Source organism: Streptomyces sp. NPDC056580, from assembly GCF_042793175.1.
GTDB lineage: Bacteria > Actinomycetota > Actinomycetes > Streptomycetales > Streptomycetaceae > Streptomyces.
Genome location: NZ_JBHTVE010000008.1, coordinates 388,338 through 405,145, shown reverse-complemented (window position 1 = coordinate 405,145; position 16,808 = coordinate 388,338). Strand labels below are relative to the sequence as shown.

Sequence of the window (16,808 nt, the reverse complement as noted above, 5' to 3'; positions counted from 1 at the left end):
TGAGCGATCACGGAAATCGCGGTGCCCGAGCGGCCGGTCCGGAGCAGGATGGGCGCATGACTGCCCTGTACGACTCCCCCGTGGTCCTGGACCGCCGCGAAGGCCCGTACGGCGAGGTGGTGCTGCGCCGGCACGGCGCGCTGCTGCAGATCATCGCCAACGGCTGCTTCCTGATGGACACCTCCGACGGCCGCTCGGAGCGGCTGCTGGTGGACGCCGCGTACGACGCGCTGGACGGGCGCCCGGCGCCGGAGGTGCTGATCGGCGGGCTGGGCGTGGGCTTCTCGCTCGCGCACGCCGCGGCCGGCGGACGGTGGGGACGGATCACGGTCGTCGAGCGCGAGCCCGCCGTCGTGGACTGGCACCGCGCCGGGCCGCTGGCGGAGATCTCCGCGAAGGCGCTCGCCGATCCGTGCACCCGGATCGTCGAGGCGGATCTCGTCGCTTATCTCGAAGAGACCTCGGACACGTTCGACGCGCTGTGCCTCGACATCGACAACGGGCCGGGCTGGACCGTCACCGAGAGCAACGACGGCCTCTACTCGCCGGCCGGACTCGCCGCGTGCGCAAGGGCGTTGAGACCCGGCGGGGTGTTCGCAGTATGGTCGGCCGAACCGTCTCCGGAATTTGAAGGAACCTTGCGGAATGCCGGGTTCCGTCAGGTGCGTACCGAAGAGGTCCCCGTTGCCCGGGGCGTTCCGGACGCCGTGCACCTCGCCGTCCGCCCTGGATAGCGACGGCGCGGCCGGTCCCCGTAATGTGCTGCCCTGGCGCGGATCATTCAAGCGTCAATCGCAGTCATGGGATCACCCCACTGATCCCGGAAAGCAACAGGGGCGGGCGATGGAGCAGACACACACCTCCCAGACCGGCGCGGCCACGACCACGCCCGGCGCGCAGCGCCGGGTCCTGGTGGTCGAGGACGATCCCACGATCGTCGACGCCATCGCGGCCCGGCTGCGCGCGGAGGGATTCCTCGTACAGACCGCGGCCGACGGGCCGGCCGCGGTGGACACGGCCGAGGCCTGGCAGCCCGACCTGCTGATCCTCGACATCATGCTGCCCGGCTTCGACGGCCTGGAGGTCTGCCGCCGCGTGCAGGCCCAGCGCCCGGTGCCGGTGCTGATGCTCACCGCGCGCGACGACGAGACCGACATGCTGGTCGGGCTCGGGGTCGGCGCCGACGACTACATGACCAAGCCGTTCTCGATGCGCGAGCTGGCCGCGCGGGTGCACGTCCTGCTGCGGCGGGTGGAGCGGGCGGCCATCGCCGCCTCCACGCCCCGCTCGGGCATCCTGCGGCTCGGCGAGCTGGAGATCGACCACGCGCAGCGCCGGGTGCGGGTCAGGTCCGAGGACGTCCACCTCACGCCCACCGAGTTCGACCTGCTGGTGTGCCTGGCGAACACCCCGCGCGCGGTGCTCTCCCGGGAGCAGCTGCTGGCCGAGGTGTGGGACTGGGCGGACGCCTCCGGCACCCGGACCGTGGACAGCCACATCAAGGCGCTGCGCCGGAAGATCGGCGCGGAGCGGATCCGCACGGTGCACGGTGTCGGGTACGCCCTGGAGACGCCGACGCCATGAGCGCAGGGCGGGAGGCCGCACGGAGGAGCCCCGGGAGCCCGACGGAGGAACCCTGGGGCGGCGTACGCCCGTTCTCGATCAAGACCAAACTGGGCGCGCTGGTCGTCATCTCGGTGCTGATCACCACCGGTCTGTCCATGATCGCGGTGCACACCAAGACGGAGCTGCGCTTCATCACGGTCTTCTCGATGATCGCCACACTGCTGATAACGCAGTTCGTGGCCCATTCGCTCACCGCGCCCCTGGGCGAGATGAACACGGTCGCCCGTTCCATCGCGCAGGGTGACTACACCCGGCGGGTGAGTGAGGGCCGCCGCGACGAGCTGGGCGATCTCGCCGAGACGATCAACGTCATGGCGGACGAGCTGGAGGCCCAGGACCGCCAGCGCAAGGAGCTGGTGGCGAACGTCTCGCACGAGCTGCGCACCCCGATCGCGGGCCTGCGCGCGGTGCTGGAGAACATCGTCGACGGGGTCACCGAGGCCGACCCGGAGACCATGCGGACGGCCCTGAAGCAGACCGACCGGCTCGGCCGGCTGGTGGAGACCCTGCTGGACCTGTCCCGGCTCGACAACGGCGTCGTACCGCTGAAGCTGCGGCGCTTCGAGGTGTGGCCGTACCTGTCGGGCGTGCTGAAGGAGGCCAACATGGTCGCCTCCGCGCGCGCGGGCATCGCCTCCGGGTCCGGCAGCCACACCCGCACGGACGTGCACCTGCACCTCGACGTCTCCCCGCCGGAGCTGACCGCGCACGCGGACCCCGAGCGCATCCACCAGGTGGTCGCCAACCTGATCGACAACGCGGTCAAGCACAGCCCGCCGCACGGCCGGGTGACCGTGAAGGCGCGGCGCGGGCCGCAGCCGGACTCGCTGGAGCTCGAGGTCCTGGACGAGGGTCCGGGCATCCCGCGCTCCGAGTGGCACCGGGTGTTCGAGCGGTTCAACCGCGGCGCCGTGTCCCGGCCGCACGGGCCGGGCAGCGACGGCGGCACCGGCCTCGGGCTGGCCATCGCCCGGTGGGCCGTCGATCTCCACGGCGGCCGGATCGGTGTGGCCGAATCCGTACGGGGCTGCCGGATCATCGTCACTCTTCCGGGACTGACTTCCGTCCAGAGTTGACGTAGGGTCCGGACCGGAACACCAAGATCCACGAGCGTCCGCGCAGCCGGACACGTGTGATCAGGGGCAGGCCCAGGACACGCACGCCGACCGGCGGCGCCGGGCCCGGCTCGGCGATCCCGCACATCGACTCACGCACCCGGAACCACGCTTGTTTCCCGCCATTTCAAGCCCTGAAACAAGATTTTCGATGTGACTTACGCGACGATGAACGGGCCCGACCTGACCTTCGCGGTCTTGGGGGCGTAGCCTTTATTCCCGCTGTCCATAACCTTGTGAAGCGGAAGAGGGCGGTTGCCGCCGTGTCGCCACAGTCCCCCAGTAACTCGAGCATCTCGACCGACGACCAAGCCGGGAAGAACCCCGCTGCCGCGTTCGGTCCCAACGAGTGGCTCGTCGACGAGATCTATCAGCAGTACCTCCAGGACCCGAATTCGGTAGACCGTGCCTGGTGGGACTTCTTCGCCGACTACAAGCCGGGCGCGCCTGCCGCGTCGGCTCCGGCAGGTACTGCGGGCGCGGGGGCCGCAGGGACCACCACCCCGGCTCCCCCGGCCCAGCCCGCCGCTCCGGCCCAGGCCGCTCCCGCTGCGGCGCCTGCGGCCGCCCCGAAGCCCGCCGCGGCCCCGGCCGCCGCTCCGGCTCCCTCCGCTCCCGCCCCCGCGGCGAAGGCGGCGGCCCCCGCCCCGGCCAAGCCGGCGACGCCCGCACAGGCGCCGGCTCAGCCGAAGCCCAAGGCCGCCCCCGCCGCCGAGGCGCCCGAGGGTCCGGAGTACGTGACGCTGCGTGGTCCGTCCGCCGCCGTCGCGAAGAACATGAACGCCTCGCTGGAGCTGCCGACGGCCACCTCGGTCCGCGCGGTCCCGGTGAAGCTGCTGTTCGACAACCGGATCGTCATCAACAACCACCTGAAGCGCGCCCGGGGCGGGAAGATCTCCTTCACGCACCTGATCGGCTTCGCGATGGTGCAGGCCATCAAGGCCATGCCGTCGATGAACCACTCGTTCGGCGAGAAGGACGGCAAGCCGACCCTCGTCAAGCCGCCGCACGTCAACCTCGGCCTGGCCATCGACCTGGTGAAGCCCAACGGCGACCGCCAGCTCGTCGTGGCCGCCATCAAGAAGGCCGAGACGCTGAACTTCTTCGAGTTCTGGCAGGCCTACGAGGACATCGTCCGCCGCGCCCGCGACGGCAAGCTGACGATGGACGACTTCACCGGCGTGACGGTCTCGCTGACCAACCCCGGCGGCCTCGGCACCGTCCACTCCGTGCCGCGCCTCATGCCCGGCCAGTCGGTGATCATGGGCGTCGGCTCCATGGACTACCCGGCCGAGTTCCAGGGCACCAGCCAGGACACGCTGAACAAGCTCGGCATCTCGAAGGTCATGACGCTCACGTCGACCTACGACCACCGGGTGATCCAGGGTGCCGCCTCCGGCGAGTTCCTCCGCCAGGTCGCGAACCTGCTGCTCGGCGAGAACGGCTTCTACGACGACATCTTCGAGGCGCTGCGCATCCCCTACGAGCCGGTCCGCTGGCTCAAGGACATCGACGCCTCGCACGACGACGACGTCACCAAGGCCGCCCGGGTCTTCGAGCTGATCCACTCCTACCGGGTCCGCGGCCACGTCATGGCCGACACCGACCCGCTGGAGTACCAGCAGCGCAAGCACCCCGACCTGGACATCACCGAGCACGGCCTCACCCTGTGGGACCTGGAGCGCGAGTTCGCCGTCGGCGGCTTCGCCGGCAAGTCGATGATGAAGCTGCGCGACATCCTCGGCGTGCTCCGCGACTCGTACTGCCGCACCACCGGCATCGAGTTCATGCACATCCAGGACCCCAAGCAGCGCAAGTGGATCCAGGACCGTGTCGAGCGCCCGCACTCCAAGCCGGAGCGCGAGGAGCAGCTGCGCATCCTGCGCCGCCTGAACGCGGCGGAGGCCTTCGAGACCTTCCTGCAGACGAAGTACGTCGGCCAGAAGCGCTTCTCGCTGGAGGGCGGCGAGTCCGTCATCCCGCTGCTGGACGCGGTCATCGACTCGGCGGCCGAGTCCCGCCTGGACGAGGTCGTCATCGGCATGGCCCACCGCGGCCGCCTGAACGTCCTCGCCAACATCGTCGGCAAGTCGTACGCGCAGATCTTCCGCGAGTTCGAGGGCAACCTCGACCCGAAGTCGATGCACGGCTCCGGCGACGTGAAGTACCACCTCGGCGCCCAGGGCACCTTCACCGGCCTGGACGGCGAGCAGATCACGGTCTCGCTGGCCGCCAACCCGTCCCACCTGGAGACCGTCGACCCGGTCATCGAGGGCATCGCCCGCGCCAAGCAGGACATCATCAACAAGGGCGGCACGGACTTCACGGTCCTGCCGGTGGCGATCCACGGCGACGCGGCCTTCGCGGGCCAGGGCGTGGTGGCCGAGACCCTGAACATGTCGCAGCTGCGCGGCTACCGCACCGGCGGCACGGTCCACATCGTCATCAACAACCAGGTCGGCTTCACCGCGGCCCCCGAGTCCTCGCGTTCCTCCATGTACGCGACGGACGTGGCCCGCATGATCGAGGCCCCGATCTTCCACGTGAACGGCGACGACCCGGAGGCCGTCGTGCGCGTCGCGCGGCTCGCCTTCGAGTTCCGCCAGGCGTTCAACAAGGACGTGGTGATCGACCTCATCTGCTACCGCCGCCGCGGTCACAACGAGTCGGACAACCCGGCCTTCACCCAGCCGCTGATGTACGACCTGATCGACAAGAAGCGCTCGGTGCGCAAGCTCTACACCGAGTCCCTGATCGGTCGCGGCGACATCACCCTGGAAGAGGCCGAGCAGGCCCTGCAGGACTACCAGGGCCAGCTGGAGAAGGTCTTCACGGAGGTCCGCGAGGCCACGTCCCAGCCGGCCTCCGGCCCGGTGCCGGACCCGCAGGCCGACTTCCCGGTCGCCGTGAACACCGCGATCTCCACGGAGGTCGTGAAGCGGATCGCCGAGTCCCAGGTCAACATCCCCGACTCCTTCCACGTCCACCCGCGTCTGCTGCCGCAGCTGCAGCGCCGGGCGGCGATGGTCGAGGACGGCACGATCGACTGGGGCATGGGCGAGACCCTCGCCGTCGGCTCCCTCCTGCTGGAGGGCACCCCGGTCCGCCTGTCCGGCCAGGACTCCCAGCGGGGCACCTTCGGCCAGCGTCACGCGGTCCTCATCGACCGCGAGACGGGCGAGGAGTTCACGCCGCTGATGTACCTCGCCGAGGACCAGGCCCGGTACAACGTCTACAACTCCCTGCTCTCCGAGTACGCGGTCATGGGCTTCGAGTACGGCTACTCGCTGGCCCGCCCCGACGCGCTCGTCATGTGGGAGGCGCAGTTCGGCGACTTCGTCAACGGCGCGCAGACGGTGGTCGACGAGTACATCTCGGCGGCGGAGCAGAAGTGGGGCCAGACGTCCGGGGTCACCCTCCTCCTCCCCCACGGCTACGAGGGCCAGGGCCCGGACCACTCCTCGGCCCGTGTCGAGCGCTTCCTGCAGCTCTGCGCCCAGAACAACATGACGGTCGCCATGCCGACCCTCCCGTCGAACTACTTCCACCTCCTGCGGTGGCAGGTGCACAACCCGCACCACAAGCCGCTGGTGGTCTTCACCCCGAAGTCGATGCTGCGCCTCAAGGCCGCCGCGTCGAAGACGGAGGAGTTCACCTCGGGTCAGTTCCGCCCCGTCATCGGCGACGCCGGCGTGGACCCGTCCGCGGTCCGCAAGGTCGTCTTCGTGGCCGGCAAGCTGTACTACGACCTCGAGGCCGAGCGGGTGAAGCGCGGCGTCACGGACACGGCGATCATCCGCATCGAGCGGCTGTACCCGCTGCCGGGCGCCGAGATCCAGGCGGAGGTCAACAAGTACCCGAACGCCGAGAAGTACCTGTGGGCGCAGGAGGAGCCGGCGAACCAGGGTGCCTGGCCGTTCATCGCGCTCAACCTGATCGACCACCTGGACCTGGCGGTCGGCGCGGACATCCCGGCCGGCGAGCGGCTGCGGCGCATCTCGCGTCCGCACGGCTCGTCCCCGGCGGTGGGCTCCGCGAAGCGGCACCAGGTCGAGCAGGAGCAGCTGGTGCGTGAGGTGTTCGAGGCGTAGGCCTCCGGCGGTTCAGCCGGGTGTCGGGCCCGGCTCCGAGTTCTTGTGGACTCGGGGCCGGGCCCTTCGCCTATGGGGTGGGGCGGTCGGGATGGCTCGCGGGCGCGGGTGGGTGAGGGCTGGTCGCGCGGTTCTCCGCGTCCCTTCGGGGTGCTCCCGGCTGGGGGCGCTGGTCAGCCCAGGTAGGGCTCGAAGTCCCAGTAGGGGCGGGTGCGTTGGCGGGCGGAGATGGTGTGGGGGTGCTGGGCGCCCAGGGTTCGGGTCAGGCCCAGCAGGCCGTCGTCCTCCAGCTTGCCGGCCTCCTCGTGCTCCCGGGCGGCCCGCAGGTCGGCGGCCAGCGCCACCTGGCAGGAGAGCGTGAGCGGGTGCTCGTGCCCCAGCGTGTGCCGGGCCCGGCGCAGGGTCTCCCGGCTCAGCTCCACCGCGTCGGTGATCCGGTCGCCCAGGTTGCGGGCGCTGGCCGCGTTGAGGGCGCAGCCCAGGACCCAGGGGTGGTCGGGGCCGAGGGTGGCGGTGAGGCCCGCGAAGGACGCCTCGAACATGGACAGGGCCTCGGCGCGTTCACCGGCGGCCTGCATGACGAGCCCGGTGTTGGACAGCATGCCGGTGGCGACCGGGTGGGCCGGGCCGAGCAGCGCCCGGTAGCCGGCCTCGGCCCGGTCGATCAGCTCCCGGGCCTGGGCGAGGTCGCCGTGCTCCCGCAGGTAGTTGCCGTAGTTGGTGGTGAAGGCCAGGGTCCGGTAGTGCTCACGGCCGTGCACCTGGGCGAGTTGCTCGAGGAGGTTCGCCATCTCGGGCCCGAGGTCCTGGGTGTGGCCGCCTTCCCGGCGGCGGCACATGACGAGCTGGCCGCGGGCCGAGAGGGTCTGCGGATGCCGTGCGCCGAGCACCTGCAGGCTCAGCCGGACCACGGTCTCCTGACGGGCCAGCGCGTCCCGGTACCGGCCCAGCAGCCGCAGGTCGTGGGCGACGGCGCCGCCCGAGTTGAGGGTGCTGATGTGCCGGGCGCGCAGCACGTTGTCCCGTCTGGCGAGGGTGTCCAGGTCGAGTTCGTACGCCTCCTGGTAGCGGCCGAGCAGGCGCAGTCCGACACCGTGGTTGTGCCGGGCGATCAGGGCGGGGCCCTCGTCCGGGCCGAGCAGTCTGCCGTAGCCGTCGAGGACTTCGCTCTGCAGCTCGTACGCCTCGTCGTAGCGGCCCAGGTGGCGCAGGCTGGCGGCCATGGCGCCCTTGGTGGACAGCTCGGCCAGCTCGGAGCACGGTTCGGCGGCGCCGAGGCGCTGGTGGACGGCGCGGTCCAGCTCGTAGGCGTCGCGGAACCGGCCGCTGGCCCGCAGGATGTTGCTCTCCTGCGTGGTGAGGTCGAGCATGGGCTGGGCCAGCGGGTCCATGATCCGGGACCAGTTGTCGCGGATGCGCCGGGCCAGGTCGAGGCCGCCCTTGTACTCGCCGCTGCGGTAGCAGTAGCGCAGACAGTTCAGCACGGTCTCCTGGACGCGCGGCTGGGCGCTGCTGAGGGCGCCCGAGGGTTCCAGGTGGGGCAGCAGCTCGGCGTACCGGGGCCAGTTGCGGCTGTCCAGCGGGTTGCCGGGGTCGGCCTGGGCCAGCAGGGTGCGGACCGCCTGGCGGTGCACGATCCGGCTGTCCTCGCTGGTCAGCTTGGTGACGATGTCGTGGACCAGCCGGTGCATGTGGACCGACTCCTGGTGCGGGCCCATCTCGACGCCGACCGGGCCGCGGGTCTCCCGGGTCAGCACCGAGTAGTTGACCAGGGTGTCCAGGGCCCGGGTCCAGGCGGTCAGGTCGTTGGACATCCAGCGCAGCTGCTCGGGCAGGTCGGCGTGCGGGTAGGCGCGGATGAGGCCGAGCGGGATGCGTCCGGGGGCGAACGACGTGCACAGGCCGAGGATGTCGATGGTCTGCGGCTGGGCGCCGCGCAGCCGGTTGAGCAGTATCGACCAGGACGTCATCGACGACCGCGGGAAGCCCTCGCCGGTGGCGGGCTCGTCCACCGTGGACAGCCGGCGTTCGCGCACCATGCGCAGGTACTCGGGCACCTCCATGCGTGACTCGCCGAGCCAGGAGGCGGCCTGCACCAGCGGCAGCGCCACGTCGCCGAACTCGGCGGCGACCTCGTCGGCCTCGGCGGCGCTGATGTGCGGCGCGCGGCGCAGCAGGTAGGCGGTGGACTCGGCGCGCAGGAAGGCCGGGATCTCGAGGATGTCGGTGTGCTCGCTCCAGCCGCGGTTGCGGGATGTGACGAGGACGTGGCCCGCGCCCTGTGGGAGCAGGGTGTCGATGCCGTCGGTGTCGTCCCAGCCGTCGAAGATCAGCAGCCAGCGGCCGTAGGGTTCACCGCGGCGCAGGGCCTCGCGGACGGCGCGGATGCGCTCGCCGGGCTCGCTGCCGACCCGCAGGTCGAGTTCCACGGCGAGTTCGCCGAGCCGGTCGCGCTGGATGTTGCGGTCGTCGGAGTTGACCCACCACACCACGTCGTAGTCGGTGCTGAACCGGTGCGCGTACTCAGCGGCGAGCTGGGTCTTGCCGATGCCGGACATGCCGAGCAGCGTGCAGACGGCGGCGCCCCGGCCGGCGTCGGCCAGTTGCTGGTGGAGGCCGGTGAGCAGGTCGTCCCGGCCGGTGAAGCGCGGGTTGCGGCGCGGGACCTCGCCCCAGATCTCGCAGCGGTTCTCCGGGTAGCGGGCCCGGTGGGCGGTCGGCCGCGGGACCCTGCGGCGCTCCAGGCCCAGCCGGCGCAGCAGCCGCTCCTCGGCGGCCTCCTCGCTCAGCCCCCACAGGCTGGCGGGTTCGAGGACCGCGGTGGCCGGCAGCAGTGACCGGTTGGTGAGGTTGACGGCGGCGAACCGGTCGGCGTTGGCCGCGACGAAACCGCGCAGCGCGTCGTTCCACTCCCCCGCCGGGCGCGGGCCGAGTTCGAAGAACCAGTCGTCGAGGACGAGCAGCACCGGTCCGGAGGCCAGCAGCAGGTCGGCGAGGGAGTCCTCCAGCGGGATCTCGCGCGGCGGGTCCCAGCGTTGCAGTGTGGCCTGGTGCCCGTGGCTCTCCAGGCACTGGGCGATCCAGGCCGCCCAGGCGCGGTGGTAGCCGGGGAAGACCACCAGGATGCGTTCGGGTGCCGGGGCCCCGTCCCCGCCCGACCGCCGCAGATCCGCCATCGCACGCTCCCTGTTCCCGCCACCGCACTCTCACGGCACACGCTAACGCACTGAAATTGCGACCTTGCGGAGCGTCACAGCGCATTTTGGGCCGTCACGCCGAGACCGGCGTGGTGGCGCTCCATACCCTGGACGAACTCCCTTCCCGCTGAGGTCAGTTCATCGGATTCCAGGAGGAGGGACAAGGCCTGCCCCACCTCCGCGCGGAGCACCTCGAACCGCTCGGCGGCCCGGCGCCGCCAGGCCGGGGCGGCCCCGGCGCCGGTGCGCACCCTCCACCACAGGTCGGTGAGGGCCAGATGCGCGTAGGCGCCCTGCAGCACGGCCGGGGCCGGACGGAGGTCGGGGCGCCAGCCGACCCGGTGCACCGGGCGACCGCCAGGCGCGCACAGCGGGACCAGTTCGTCCAGGGCCGCCAGCTTGGTGTGGTGGGTCTCGTGCACCAGTGACTCGGCGAGTTCCCGCGCCGTGTCCGGAAGCTGGACCAGCGCGGCACCGGGCGCCGACCTGAGCGTGGCGCTCATCGGGGTGGCGCCCGGCCCGGCCGCGGCCAGCGGGACCACGGCGTGCAGCAGGGCACCGGTCTCGGCGGCGCGCGGCCCGTCGACCGCCGTCAGCAGTTCGCGGGCGCGGCGCCAGGGAGCGGCCCAGGCCTCCCAGGGGGAGTCGGTGCGGTCGGCGGCCCGCAGCTGTCCCGGGACGGTGCCGGGCGGGGGCGCCCGGTACGGATCGAGGTCGTCGAGGCGGACGGTGCCGCCGGGCAGCGTGCGCAGCGCGCTCCAGCCGGTCCCGTCCCCGGCCCCCTGGAGCACGCCGGGCCCGCGCCGCCCCGTGGGGTGCGGCAGGACCGTCCCGGTGTGCCCGTCGCCGTCGGCGATCCGCGTTCCGTCCGGTCCCCCCTCCAGCCGGGCCCGGCCCGAGGGGCAGCGCAGCACGCCGAGGCCGGGCAGCACCAGCAGGCCGGTGGGCACGGTCAGGGTTCCGGCCACCGCGTGGCCCGCTCGGACGGCCGCGGCCGCGGCGACACCGCCCAGGTGGGCCAGCTGCCGTTCGAACGCGGCGCCCCGGGGCGCCGCGAGCGCGGCGGCCAGCCAGGCGCCGGTCGTCGGGTAGTCGAGCACCTCGCGAACGGCGGCCGGGTCGGTCCGCTCCGCGGCCGCCAGCAGCGTCCAGGCCCGCTCGAACTCCCCGTGCGCGGCGGGACCCAGGAGCCGGCGCTGCCGGTCGGTGCGTACCAGGAGGGACTTCAGGAGCAGCATGCGACGCGCGTGGACCGCGGCACGCAGTGTCCGCGTACCCCGGGGGGTGGGGCGGGTTCCGGCGAGCGCCCCGAAGACCTCGGCGGGTATCGGCGCCGAGGTCATTCCCGCTCGTCCGGGAGCCGGCCGGGCTCGCCGAGTCCGGCTGAAAACGTACGTACGCGGGACGGCTGCACCTCGCCCTCGCTGTCACTGAACCAGACCTGCTGGCACTCGGTGGCATCCCGCAGTACGCGGTCGACGGCTGCGGTCAGGGCCGGATCATCGAGGAACCGCAAGGTACGCAGGTCGACGCCGATGAGGTCGGGCAGGCGCGCGGCATGCCCGGCGTCCCGGCCGGGGGCGGCCACCCCGCTCCACTGCTCCGCCACACTCGGCTCCTCCCTGCCCGCGAACGGCCCGCTCCGTCGTCATGGCTGCCCAGTTCTTCCCGACAGCCCGGAATCGGAAACCCTGGCCAGATCAACTCCGGTCAAGTTCTGACCAGTTCGCCCACTCTCCGGTCCAAGGCCACCAGGGCGGAGCGATCCGGTCCCAGTCCTCGTCCGGCAGCTCCCGTGGCGCACGCGCCAGTCCCTCCCCCGCCACCAGCTCCGCCCCGACCCGCCGGGTCAGCTCGACGTCCGCCCAGTCGACCTGGCGCAGCGCCCCGGCCAGCCGCTGCCACTGCTCCCCGGCCGCCCGGCAGGCCTCGCGCGCCGCGCCTGGCCGGCCCATCAGGGCCAGCACCACCGCACTGCCGTGCCGCGCCCGGGCCGAGGTCGCCGAACCCGGGTCCTCCCCGTGCGCGGCCCGCGCCTCCCGTTCCGCGTTCTCGTACGCCTGCAGGGCGTCCGCCAGCACCGGCGCCCCGGCCCGGCGCCAGCCCTCCAGCCGCACCCGCGCCAACTGCAGCCAGGCCTCGGCCCGTACGGCCGCGTCGGCCGCCGCGCGCACCGCCTGGCCGAGCAGGTGCCGGCTCTCGTACAGGTCCGGCAGGAAGCCGAGGTGGCGGAAGCGCTGGGCGAGCGCGCCGCCGACCAGGCCCTGCAGCCGTCCGCGGTGCGCGGACCGGGCGGGCAGCGCCTGCAGCGCCTCGCGCAGTACGTACTCGGCCCGGTCCACGATCCGCGCGCCGTCCCGCGCCGAGGCCCGCCGCAGCAGCGACTCGCCCCAGGATGTCAGGATCCGGCCGCGCAGGGCGCCGTCGGCGGGGGCGAGCAGCGCGGCCCGCTCGTAGGCCTCGTCGGCCTCCGGGGCCTCGCCCGCAGCGTCGTGGAAGGCGGCCAGCGCGGCCAGGCTGGGCAGCAGCAGACCGGGGTCGTCCCCGGCGGCGCCCCTGGCCCGCAGCAGCGCCTGCCGGGTCTCGCCGTCCTCGGCGCCGGCCTCCCGCAGCGCCCGTGCCAGGTCGAGCAGGGCGGGCCCGCGCACGGCGTCGGGGGCGCGCTCCAGGTCCAGCGTCGCGCAGGCCTCGCGGAGTTCGCCGACGGCGGCGACGGGGTGCCGCAGGTCGAGCAGGATCCGGCCGCGCAGCAGCAGCCGGGAGCGGTGGGCGGTGACGGCCCAGGGCGCCTGGTCCGCGCCCGCCGGCACCCGGCGCCGTGCCGCGCTCGCGTCGCGATCCGCCTCGCCCGCGCCGGACCCGGCGGACTCGGCGGACTCGGCGGACCCGGCGGACCCGGCGGACTCGGCGGACCCGGCGGACCCGGCGGACCCGGCGGACCCGGCGGCCGGTCCCGTACCACCGGCCGTTCCGTCGGCCGTCCCGCCGCCGTTGTCCGGGCCGAACCCGGCGGACCCGGCGGCCGGTCCCGTACCACCGGCCGTTCCGTCGCCCGTCCCGTCGGCCGTCCCGCCGCCGTTGTCCGGGCCGGATCCGGCGCCCTCCCGGGCGCCGTCCGGCCGCGCGGAGGCGCCCTGGTCGTCCTGGTGTCCGGCCCGGGACCAGTGCTGTGCCCGTTCGGCCAGCGACGGCCAGGGAGCGCTCTCGGGGTCCAGGACGTCCAGGGCGGCGGTGAGCTGGCCGCCCTCCGCCGTCAGGTGCCACAGCTCACGGCGGCAGGAGGCGAGTTCCAGGGCGGCCTGGGCGCGCTCGCGGCCGCCGGGGCCGGCCGCTGCGTGGGCCGCGGCGAGTTCGGCCGCGGCCTCCCGCAGCAGTTCGGTCCGGCGTCCCGTCGTGCGCGCGGCCGCCGTGCCCGCCTCGGCGCGCAGGATACGGCCGAGGACGAGGTGGGGCCGGACGGCGGCACCGGTGTCCGCAAGCGACGCCGGCGCCGGGGCGGTCGCGGCGAGTGCCTGTTCCCGGGCCCGGCGCAGCACCTCCGGGTCGGCCAGGTGGCGCCACTGGTCCAGCAGGCGCTCGGCCTCGGTCAGCGGGTCGGGCGTGACGAGGTCCGGCAGGTAGAAGCGCAGGACGCGGGCCGGGATGCGGGCGAACAGTTCGGCCTCCACGCTGCCGCCGTCCTCCGGCGGGACACCTTCCGGCGGGAGCCGGCCGGCGTCGGCGGACGCGTCGTGGTCGGCGAGCCGGGCCGCGGCGAGGGCGGCGAAGTTGCGGGTGCCCCGGCCGAAGTGCCGCTCCACGTAGGCCGAGCAGTGCTTGAGGACCAGTCCGGCGGTGTCCTGGTCGAGGGAGGACAGCAGCAGGTTCTGGACCCGGCCCGAGTAGGCGAAGCAGGGCTGCTCCCCGGTGCCCGGGAGCTGCCTGAGCAGCCCGCCGAGCAGCACCTCGGCCAGCTCCATGGGCCCGGTGTCCGGCAGCATCGCCCGCTGGACCAGTTGCATCACGGGCAGGGTGAGCGGGGCCGCGGCCAGGTAGACCGCCAGCCGCACGGCACCGGGCGAGGCTCCGGCGCGGAAGGCCCGCAGCAACTCGTCGTCGCTGCGCGGCTCGCGGACGTACGCCTCGCCGTCGGCCCGCGGTACGCCGTCGTGCGGAACGTCGTCGTGGGGCGGGTCCTCGCCGTGCCGGGCCGGACCGGCGGGCGCCGTCGGCGCCGGGGCGGTGAGCGCCGCCCACGCCCGCTCGCTGACGGGACCGCTGCCGCCGAGCAGCCGGGCGAAGACCTCGAACGCCTCCGGAGTTGGCTGCAGCACCGGCACCGGCCGGGCGCCCGGCGCCGGTTCCTCCCAGGGCTCGTCGTCGGGCACGAAGGCCAGCCGCCCGGCCACCTCGGCGGGGCGCACCAGCAGGCCGGGCTCGGCGGGCAGCGCGGTGCGGCCCCAGAGCCGGGGCGGCAACGGCTGGACGACGGCCAGCGGGGCCGTGCGCGGCCACTGGTGCAGCAGCCGCTGCGCGCCGCCGTTCTGCCACAGCGGGCCCACGCAGTCGCTGATCACGAAGGTGATCCGGCGGCCGGTGGGGTCGTGCAGTTCGTCGGCCGGGCGCAGCCGGGTGTGCCGTCCCGGGCCGGCGGTGGTGCCGACGAGCGGGGCGCCGGAGTCGTCGGCGTACAGGTGGTGGACGCGGACGGAGGCGAACGCGCCGGACTGCTGGCAGGCCTGCCGCAGTTCTTCGACGAGCTGTCCCCAGACGGCCATGTTCGGCCCGGTGTCCATCAGCAACTGGACATCGCAGCGCCGTCGGCGGCCGGGCCGGGTGACCGGGAGCAGGATGCCGCTGGCGGCGGCCCGCTCGGCGGTGGCCTCCTCGTCGATCCGCTCGTCCCGGGGCGGGGCGGCGGCGACCCGGTAGCGGCCGAGGGCGCGCAGCGCCTTCTCCAGGCCGAGCAGCCCGGGCAGGGCGCCGGCGGCGGGCGCCCGGACGGGGAAGGCGGCGGGGGCGCCGGCGTCGCCGTGCGGGCGCGCCGGAAGGCCCGGGGTGAGCAGCGGCACCGGGGCGGCGGGGGCGTCCGCCCAGGGCCGGGGCGTTTCGGCGTCCGGCGTCCTGGCGCCGGCGTCGGTGTCGGCCTGGACGTCGGCCTCGACGTCGGTGTGTGCGGGGTCCGGTCCCGTGGCGGGCGGGTCCGCCGGGCCGGTGCCGGGCGGCTGTCCGGGCGCGTCGCCGGGCGGCGCGGCGCCGAGCCGACGGGCCAGCCAGACCGCGTCGGCCACGTCCTCCGCGGTGAGGTCGAGCCCGCCCTGGCGCAGCTTGCCGATCAGCTCGTCCAGGCGCATCCCGGGCATCCGTCCCTCACCTCGTACGGTCGAGCGGCTGCATGAGCATCTCGGCGATCCGCTCCCGGGTGAGGCTCTGCGCACGCGGGTCGTGCCGGGTGAGGAAGAGGGCGTTGAGGAGCTGGTCGGCGGCGAGCACCTCGCCGGGTTCGCGCTCCAGGAACCTGCGGATGAGGTCCGCGCCGCCGGCGACACCGTCCGCGCCGAGGTGCGCCTCGACCATCGCGGTGAGCTGCTCCTCGCCGGGCGGGTCGAGCTCGAGCTGGACGCAGCGCCGCAGCAGCGGGGCGGGGAAGTCGCGTTCGCCGTTGGAGGTCAGGACGATCACCGGGAAGGCGGTGCAGGCGATGCGCCCGCCGTGCACGGCCACTCGCTGGCCGTCGTGGGTGAGCACCTCGACGACGGGTTCACGGTCGGCCAGCCGCTCCAGCTCGGGAATGGAGAACTCGCCTTCCTCCAGGGTGTTGAGCAGGTCGTTGGGCAGGTCGAGGTCGCTCTTGTCGAGTTCGTCGATGAGCAGTACGCGGGGCTGCTCGGCGGGCAGCAGCGCGGTGCCGAGCGGGCCGAGCCGGACGTAGGAACCGATGCCGGGCGCGGCCGTCTCGCCCTCGGCGCCGCGGGCCCGTTCGAGCTGGACGTCCTGGAGCCGGCCTATGGCGTCGTACCGGTAGAGCCCGTCCTGGAGGGTGGTGCGGCTGACGATGGGCCAGCGCAGCACCTTGCCGAGCCCGAGCTCATGGGCGATGGCGTACGCCAGGGTCGACTTGCCGGTGCCCGGGTTGCCGGTGACCAGCAGCGGCCGGCGCAGGTACAGGGCCGCGTTGACCGCGTCCACCTCGGCCGGCCGGGGCGCGTAGCTCTCCACCAGACGGCGGCGGACGCCGAGCCTGCGGGCGCTGCTGGGGTCCTCGGAGCCGGCCTCCGCATCCCCGCGGGAGGCCGTGAAGTCGCGCCAGGGCGGCGGGGGCGGCAACCGCCGCATGCCGTCGTGCGGCTGACCCACTCCGCTGTAGATCCGCCAGTCGTTCACCTTGGGCTCCTCCCAGATCCGGTGATCGTGCAGCGGGCCCGGCCATTCGACGTACGAGGCTACCTTCAGGCGGCGGTGTATGCCGAGATTCGGACGGCCCGGCGTTCACTTCCGGCCTCCGAACAGCCGTGCGCCGACCGGGGTTTGACGGTGCGTTCGGGGGCGCTGAACGGATCGGTCGCGGGTTCGGCCGGCGGCTCGACGCGAGACCGGCGGCCTGATCGGCTCGGGGGCGCCGCGGGATCGGCTGCCGGGTCGGCTCCGAGGCGCTGCGGGATCGGCTGCCGGGTCGGCCGCAGATCGACGCCGGACGACCGCCGGACCGGCTGCCGCGTCGGCCGCAGATCGACGCCGGACGGCTGCCGCGTCGGCTGCGGATCGGGACTCCGCTCGGCCCTGGATCGGGACTCCGCTCG

General features: G+C 73.7%; 9 protein-coding genes. 4 read left to right on the top strand and 5 right to left on the bottom strand.

Going from position 1 to position 16,808, the window contains the following annotated elements:
* The first annotated feature begins 56 nt into the window (after positions 1-56).
* The 4 genes from ACFQ9Z_RS20640 to ACFQ9Z_RS20625 all read left to right on the top strand — a co-directional run bounded on the left by ACFQ9Z_RS20640 (position 57) and on the right by ACFQ9Z_RS20625 (position 6,832).
* A complete protein-coding gene (locus tag ACFQ9Z_RS20640) occupies positions 57-734 on the top strand; it encodes a spermidine synthase (RefSeq protein ID WP_383019775.1) in 678 nt (225 codons plus the stop codon).
* 109 nt (positions 735-843) lie between these two features.
* Positions 844-1,584 carry a response regulator transcription factor gene (locus ACFQ9Z_RS20635; protein WP_143627012.1) on the top strand — a complete coding sequence of 247 codons (741 nt, stop codon included), beginning with the start codon at positions 844-846 and terminating at the stop codon, positions 1,582-1,584.
* Complete coding sequence (locus ACFQ9Z_RS20630) at positions 1,581-2,702, top strand: sensor histidine kinase (protein WP_383019767.1); 1,122 nt, start codon at positions 1,581-1,583, stop codon at positions 2,700-2,702. Before ACFQ9Z_RS20635 ends, ACFQ9Z_RS20630 begins: the two co-directional genes overlap by 4 nt.
* A 302-nt stretch (positions 2,703-3,004) precedes the next feature.
* Positions 3,005-6,832, top strand: coding sequence for a multifunctional oxoglutarate decarboxylase/oxoglutarate dehydrogenase thiamine pyrophosphate-binding subunit/dihydrolipoyllysine-residue succinyltransferase subunit (locus tag ACFQ9Z_RS20625; protein WP_383019763.1), 3,828 nt, complete (start codon positions 3,005-3,007; stop codon positions 6,830-6,832).
* 173 nt (positions 6,833-7,005) lie between these two features.
* Here ACFQ9Z_RS20625 and fxsT read toward each other — a convergent pair whose 3' ends face one another.
* The 5 genes from fxsT to ACFQ9Z_RS20600 form a co-directional block, all read right to left on the bottom strand.
* Positions 7,006-10,008, bottom strand: a complete 3,003-nt coding sequence (gene fxsT / locus ACFQ9Z_RS20620) for an FxSxx-COOH system tetratricopeptide repeat protein (RefSeq protein ID WP_383019759.1) — start codon at positions 10,006-10,008, stop codon at positions 7,006-7,008.
* A 74-nt stretch (positions 10,009-10,082) separates the two neighbouring features.
* Positions 10,083-11,267 carry an aKG-HExxH-type peptide beta-hydroxylase gene (locus ACFQ9Z_RS20615; protein WP_383019754.1) on the bottom strand — a complete coding sequence of 395 codons (1,185 nt, stop codon included), beginning with the start codon at positions 11,265-11,267 and terminating at the stop codon, positions 10,083-10,085.
* 101 nt (positions 11,268-11,368) lie between these two features.
* Entirely contained in the window at positions 11,369-11,638 is a 270-nt protein-coding gene (locus ACFQ9Z_RS20610; RefSeq protein WP_235902243.1) for a hypothetical protein, read from the bottom strand.
* A gap of 91 nt (positions 11,639-11,729) precedes the next feature.
* A complete protein-coding gene (locus ACFQ9Z_RS20605) occupies positions 11,730-15,371 on the bottom strand; it encodes an SAV_2336 N-terminal domain-related protein (RefSeq protein ID WP_383019749.1) in 3,642 nt (1,213 codons plus the stop codon).
* A 7-nt stretch (positions 15,372-15,378) separates the two neighbouring features.
* On the bottom strand, positions 15,379-16,392 hold the full coding sequence (locus tag ACFQ9Z_RS20600; protein WP_383019744.1) for an AAA family ATPase: 1,014 nt from the start codon (positions 16,390-16,392) through the stop codon (positions 15,379-15,381).
* Positions 16,393-16,808: the final 416 nt, after the last annotated feature.

Excerpts from the sequence above, each read along its gene's own strand:
- ACFQ9Z_RS20630 (WP_383019767.1), top strand. The coding sequence starts at position 1,581 with ATGAGCGCAGGGCGGGAGGCCGCACGGAGGAGCCCCGGGAGCCCGACG.
- ACFQ9Z_RS20635 (WP_143627012.1), top strand. The coding sequence starts at position 844 with ATGGAGCAGACACACACCTCCCAGACCGGCGCGGCCACGACCACGCCC.
- ACFQ9Z_RS20640 (WP_383019775.1), top strand. The coding sequence starts at position 57 with ATGACTGCCCTGTACGACTCCCCCGTGGTCCTGGACCGCCGCGAAGGC.
- ACFQ9Z_RS20615 (WP_383019754.1), bottom strand. The coding sequence starts at position 11,267 with ATGCTGCTCCTGAAGTCCCTCCTGGTACGCACCGACCGGCAGCGCCGG.
- fxsT (WP_383019759.1), bottom strand. The coding sequence starts at position 10,008 with ATGGCGGATCTGCGGCGGTCGGGCGGGGACGGGGCCCCGGCACCCGAA.
- ACFQ9Z_RS20605 (WP_383019749.1), bottom strand. The coding sequence starts at position 15,371 with ATGCCCGGGATGCGCCTGGACGAGCTGATCGGCAAGCTGCGCCAGGGC.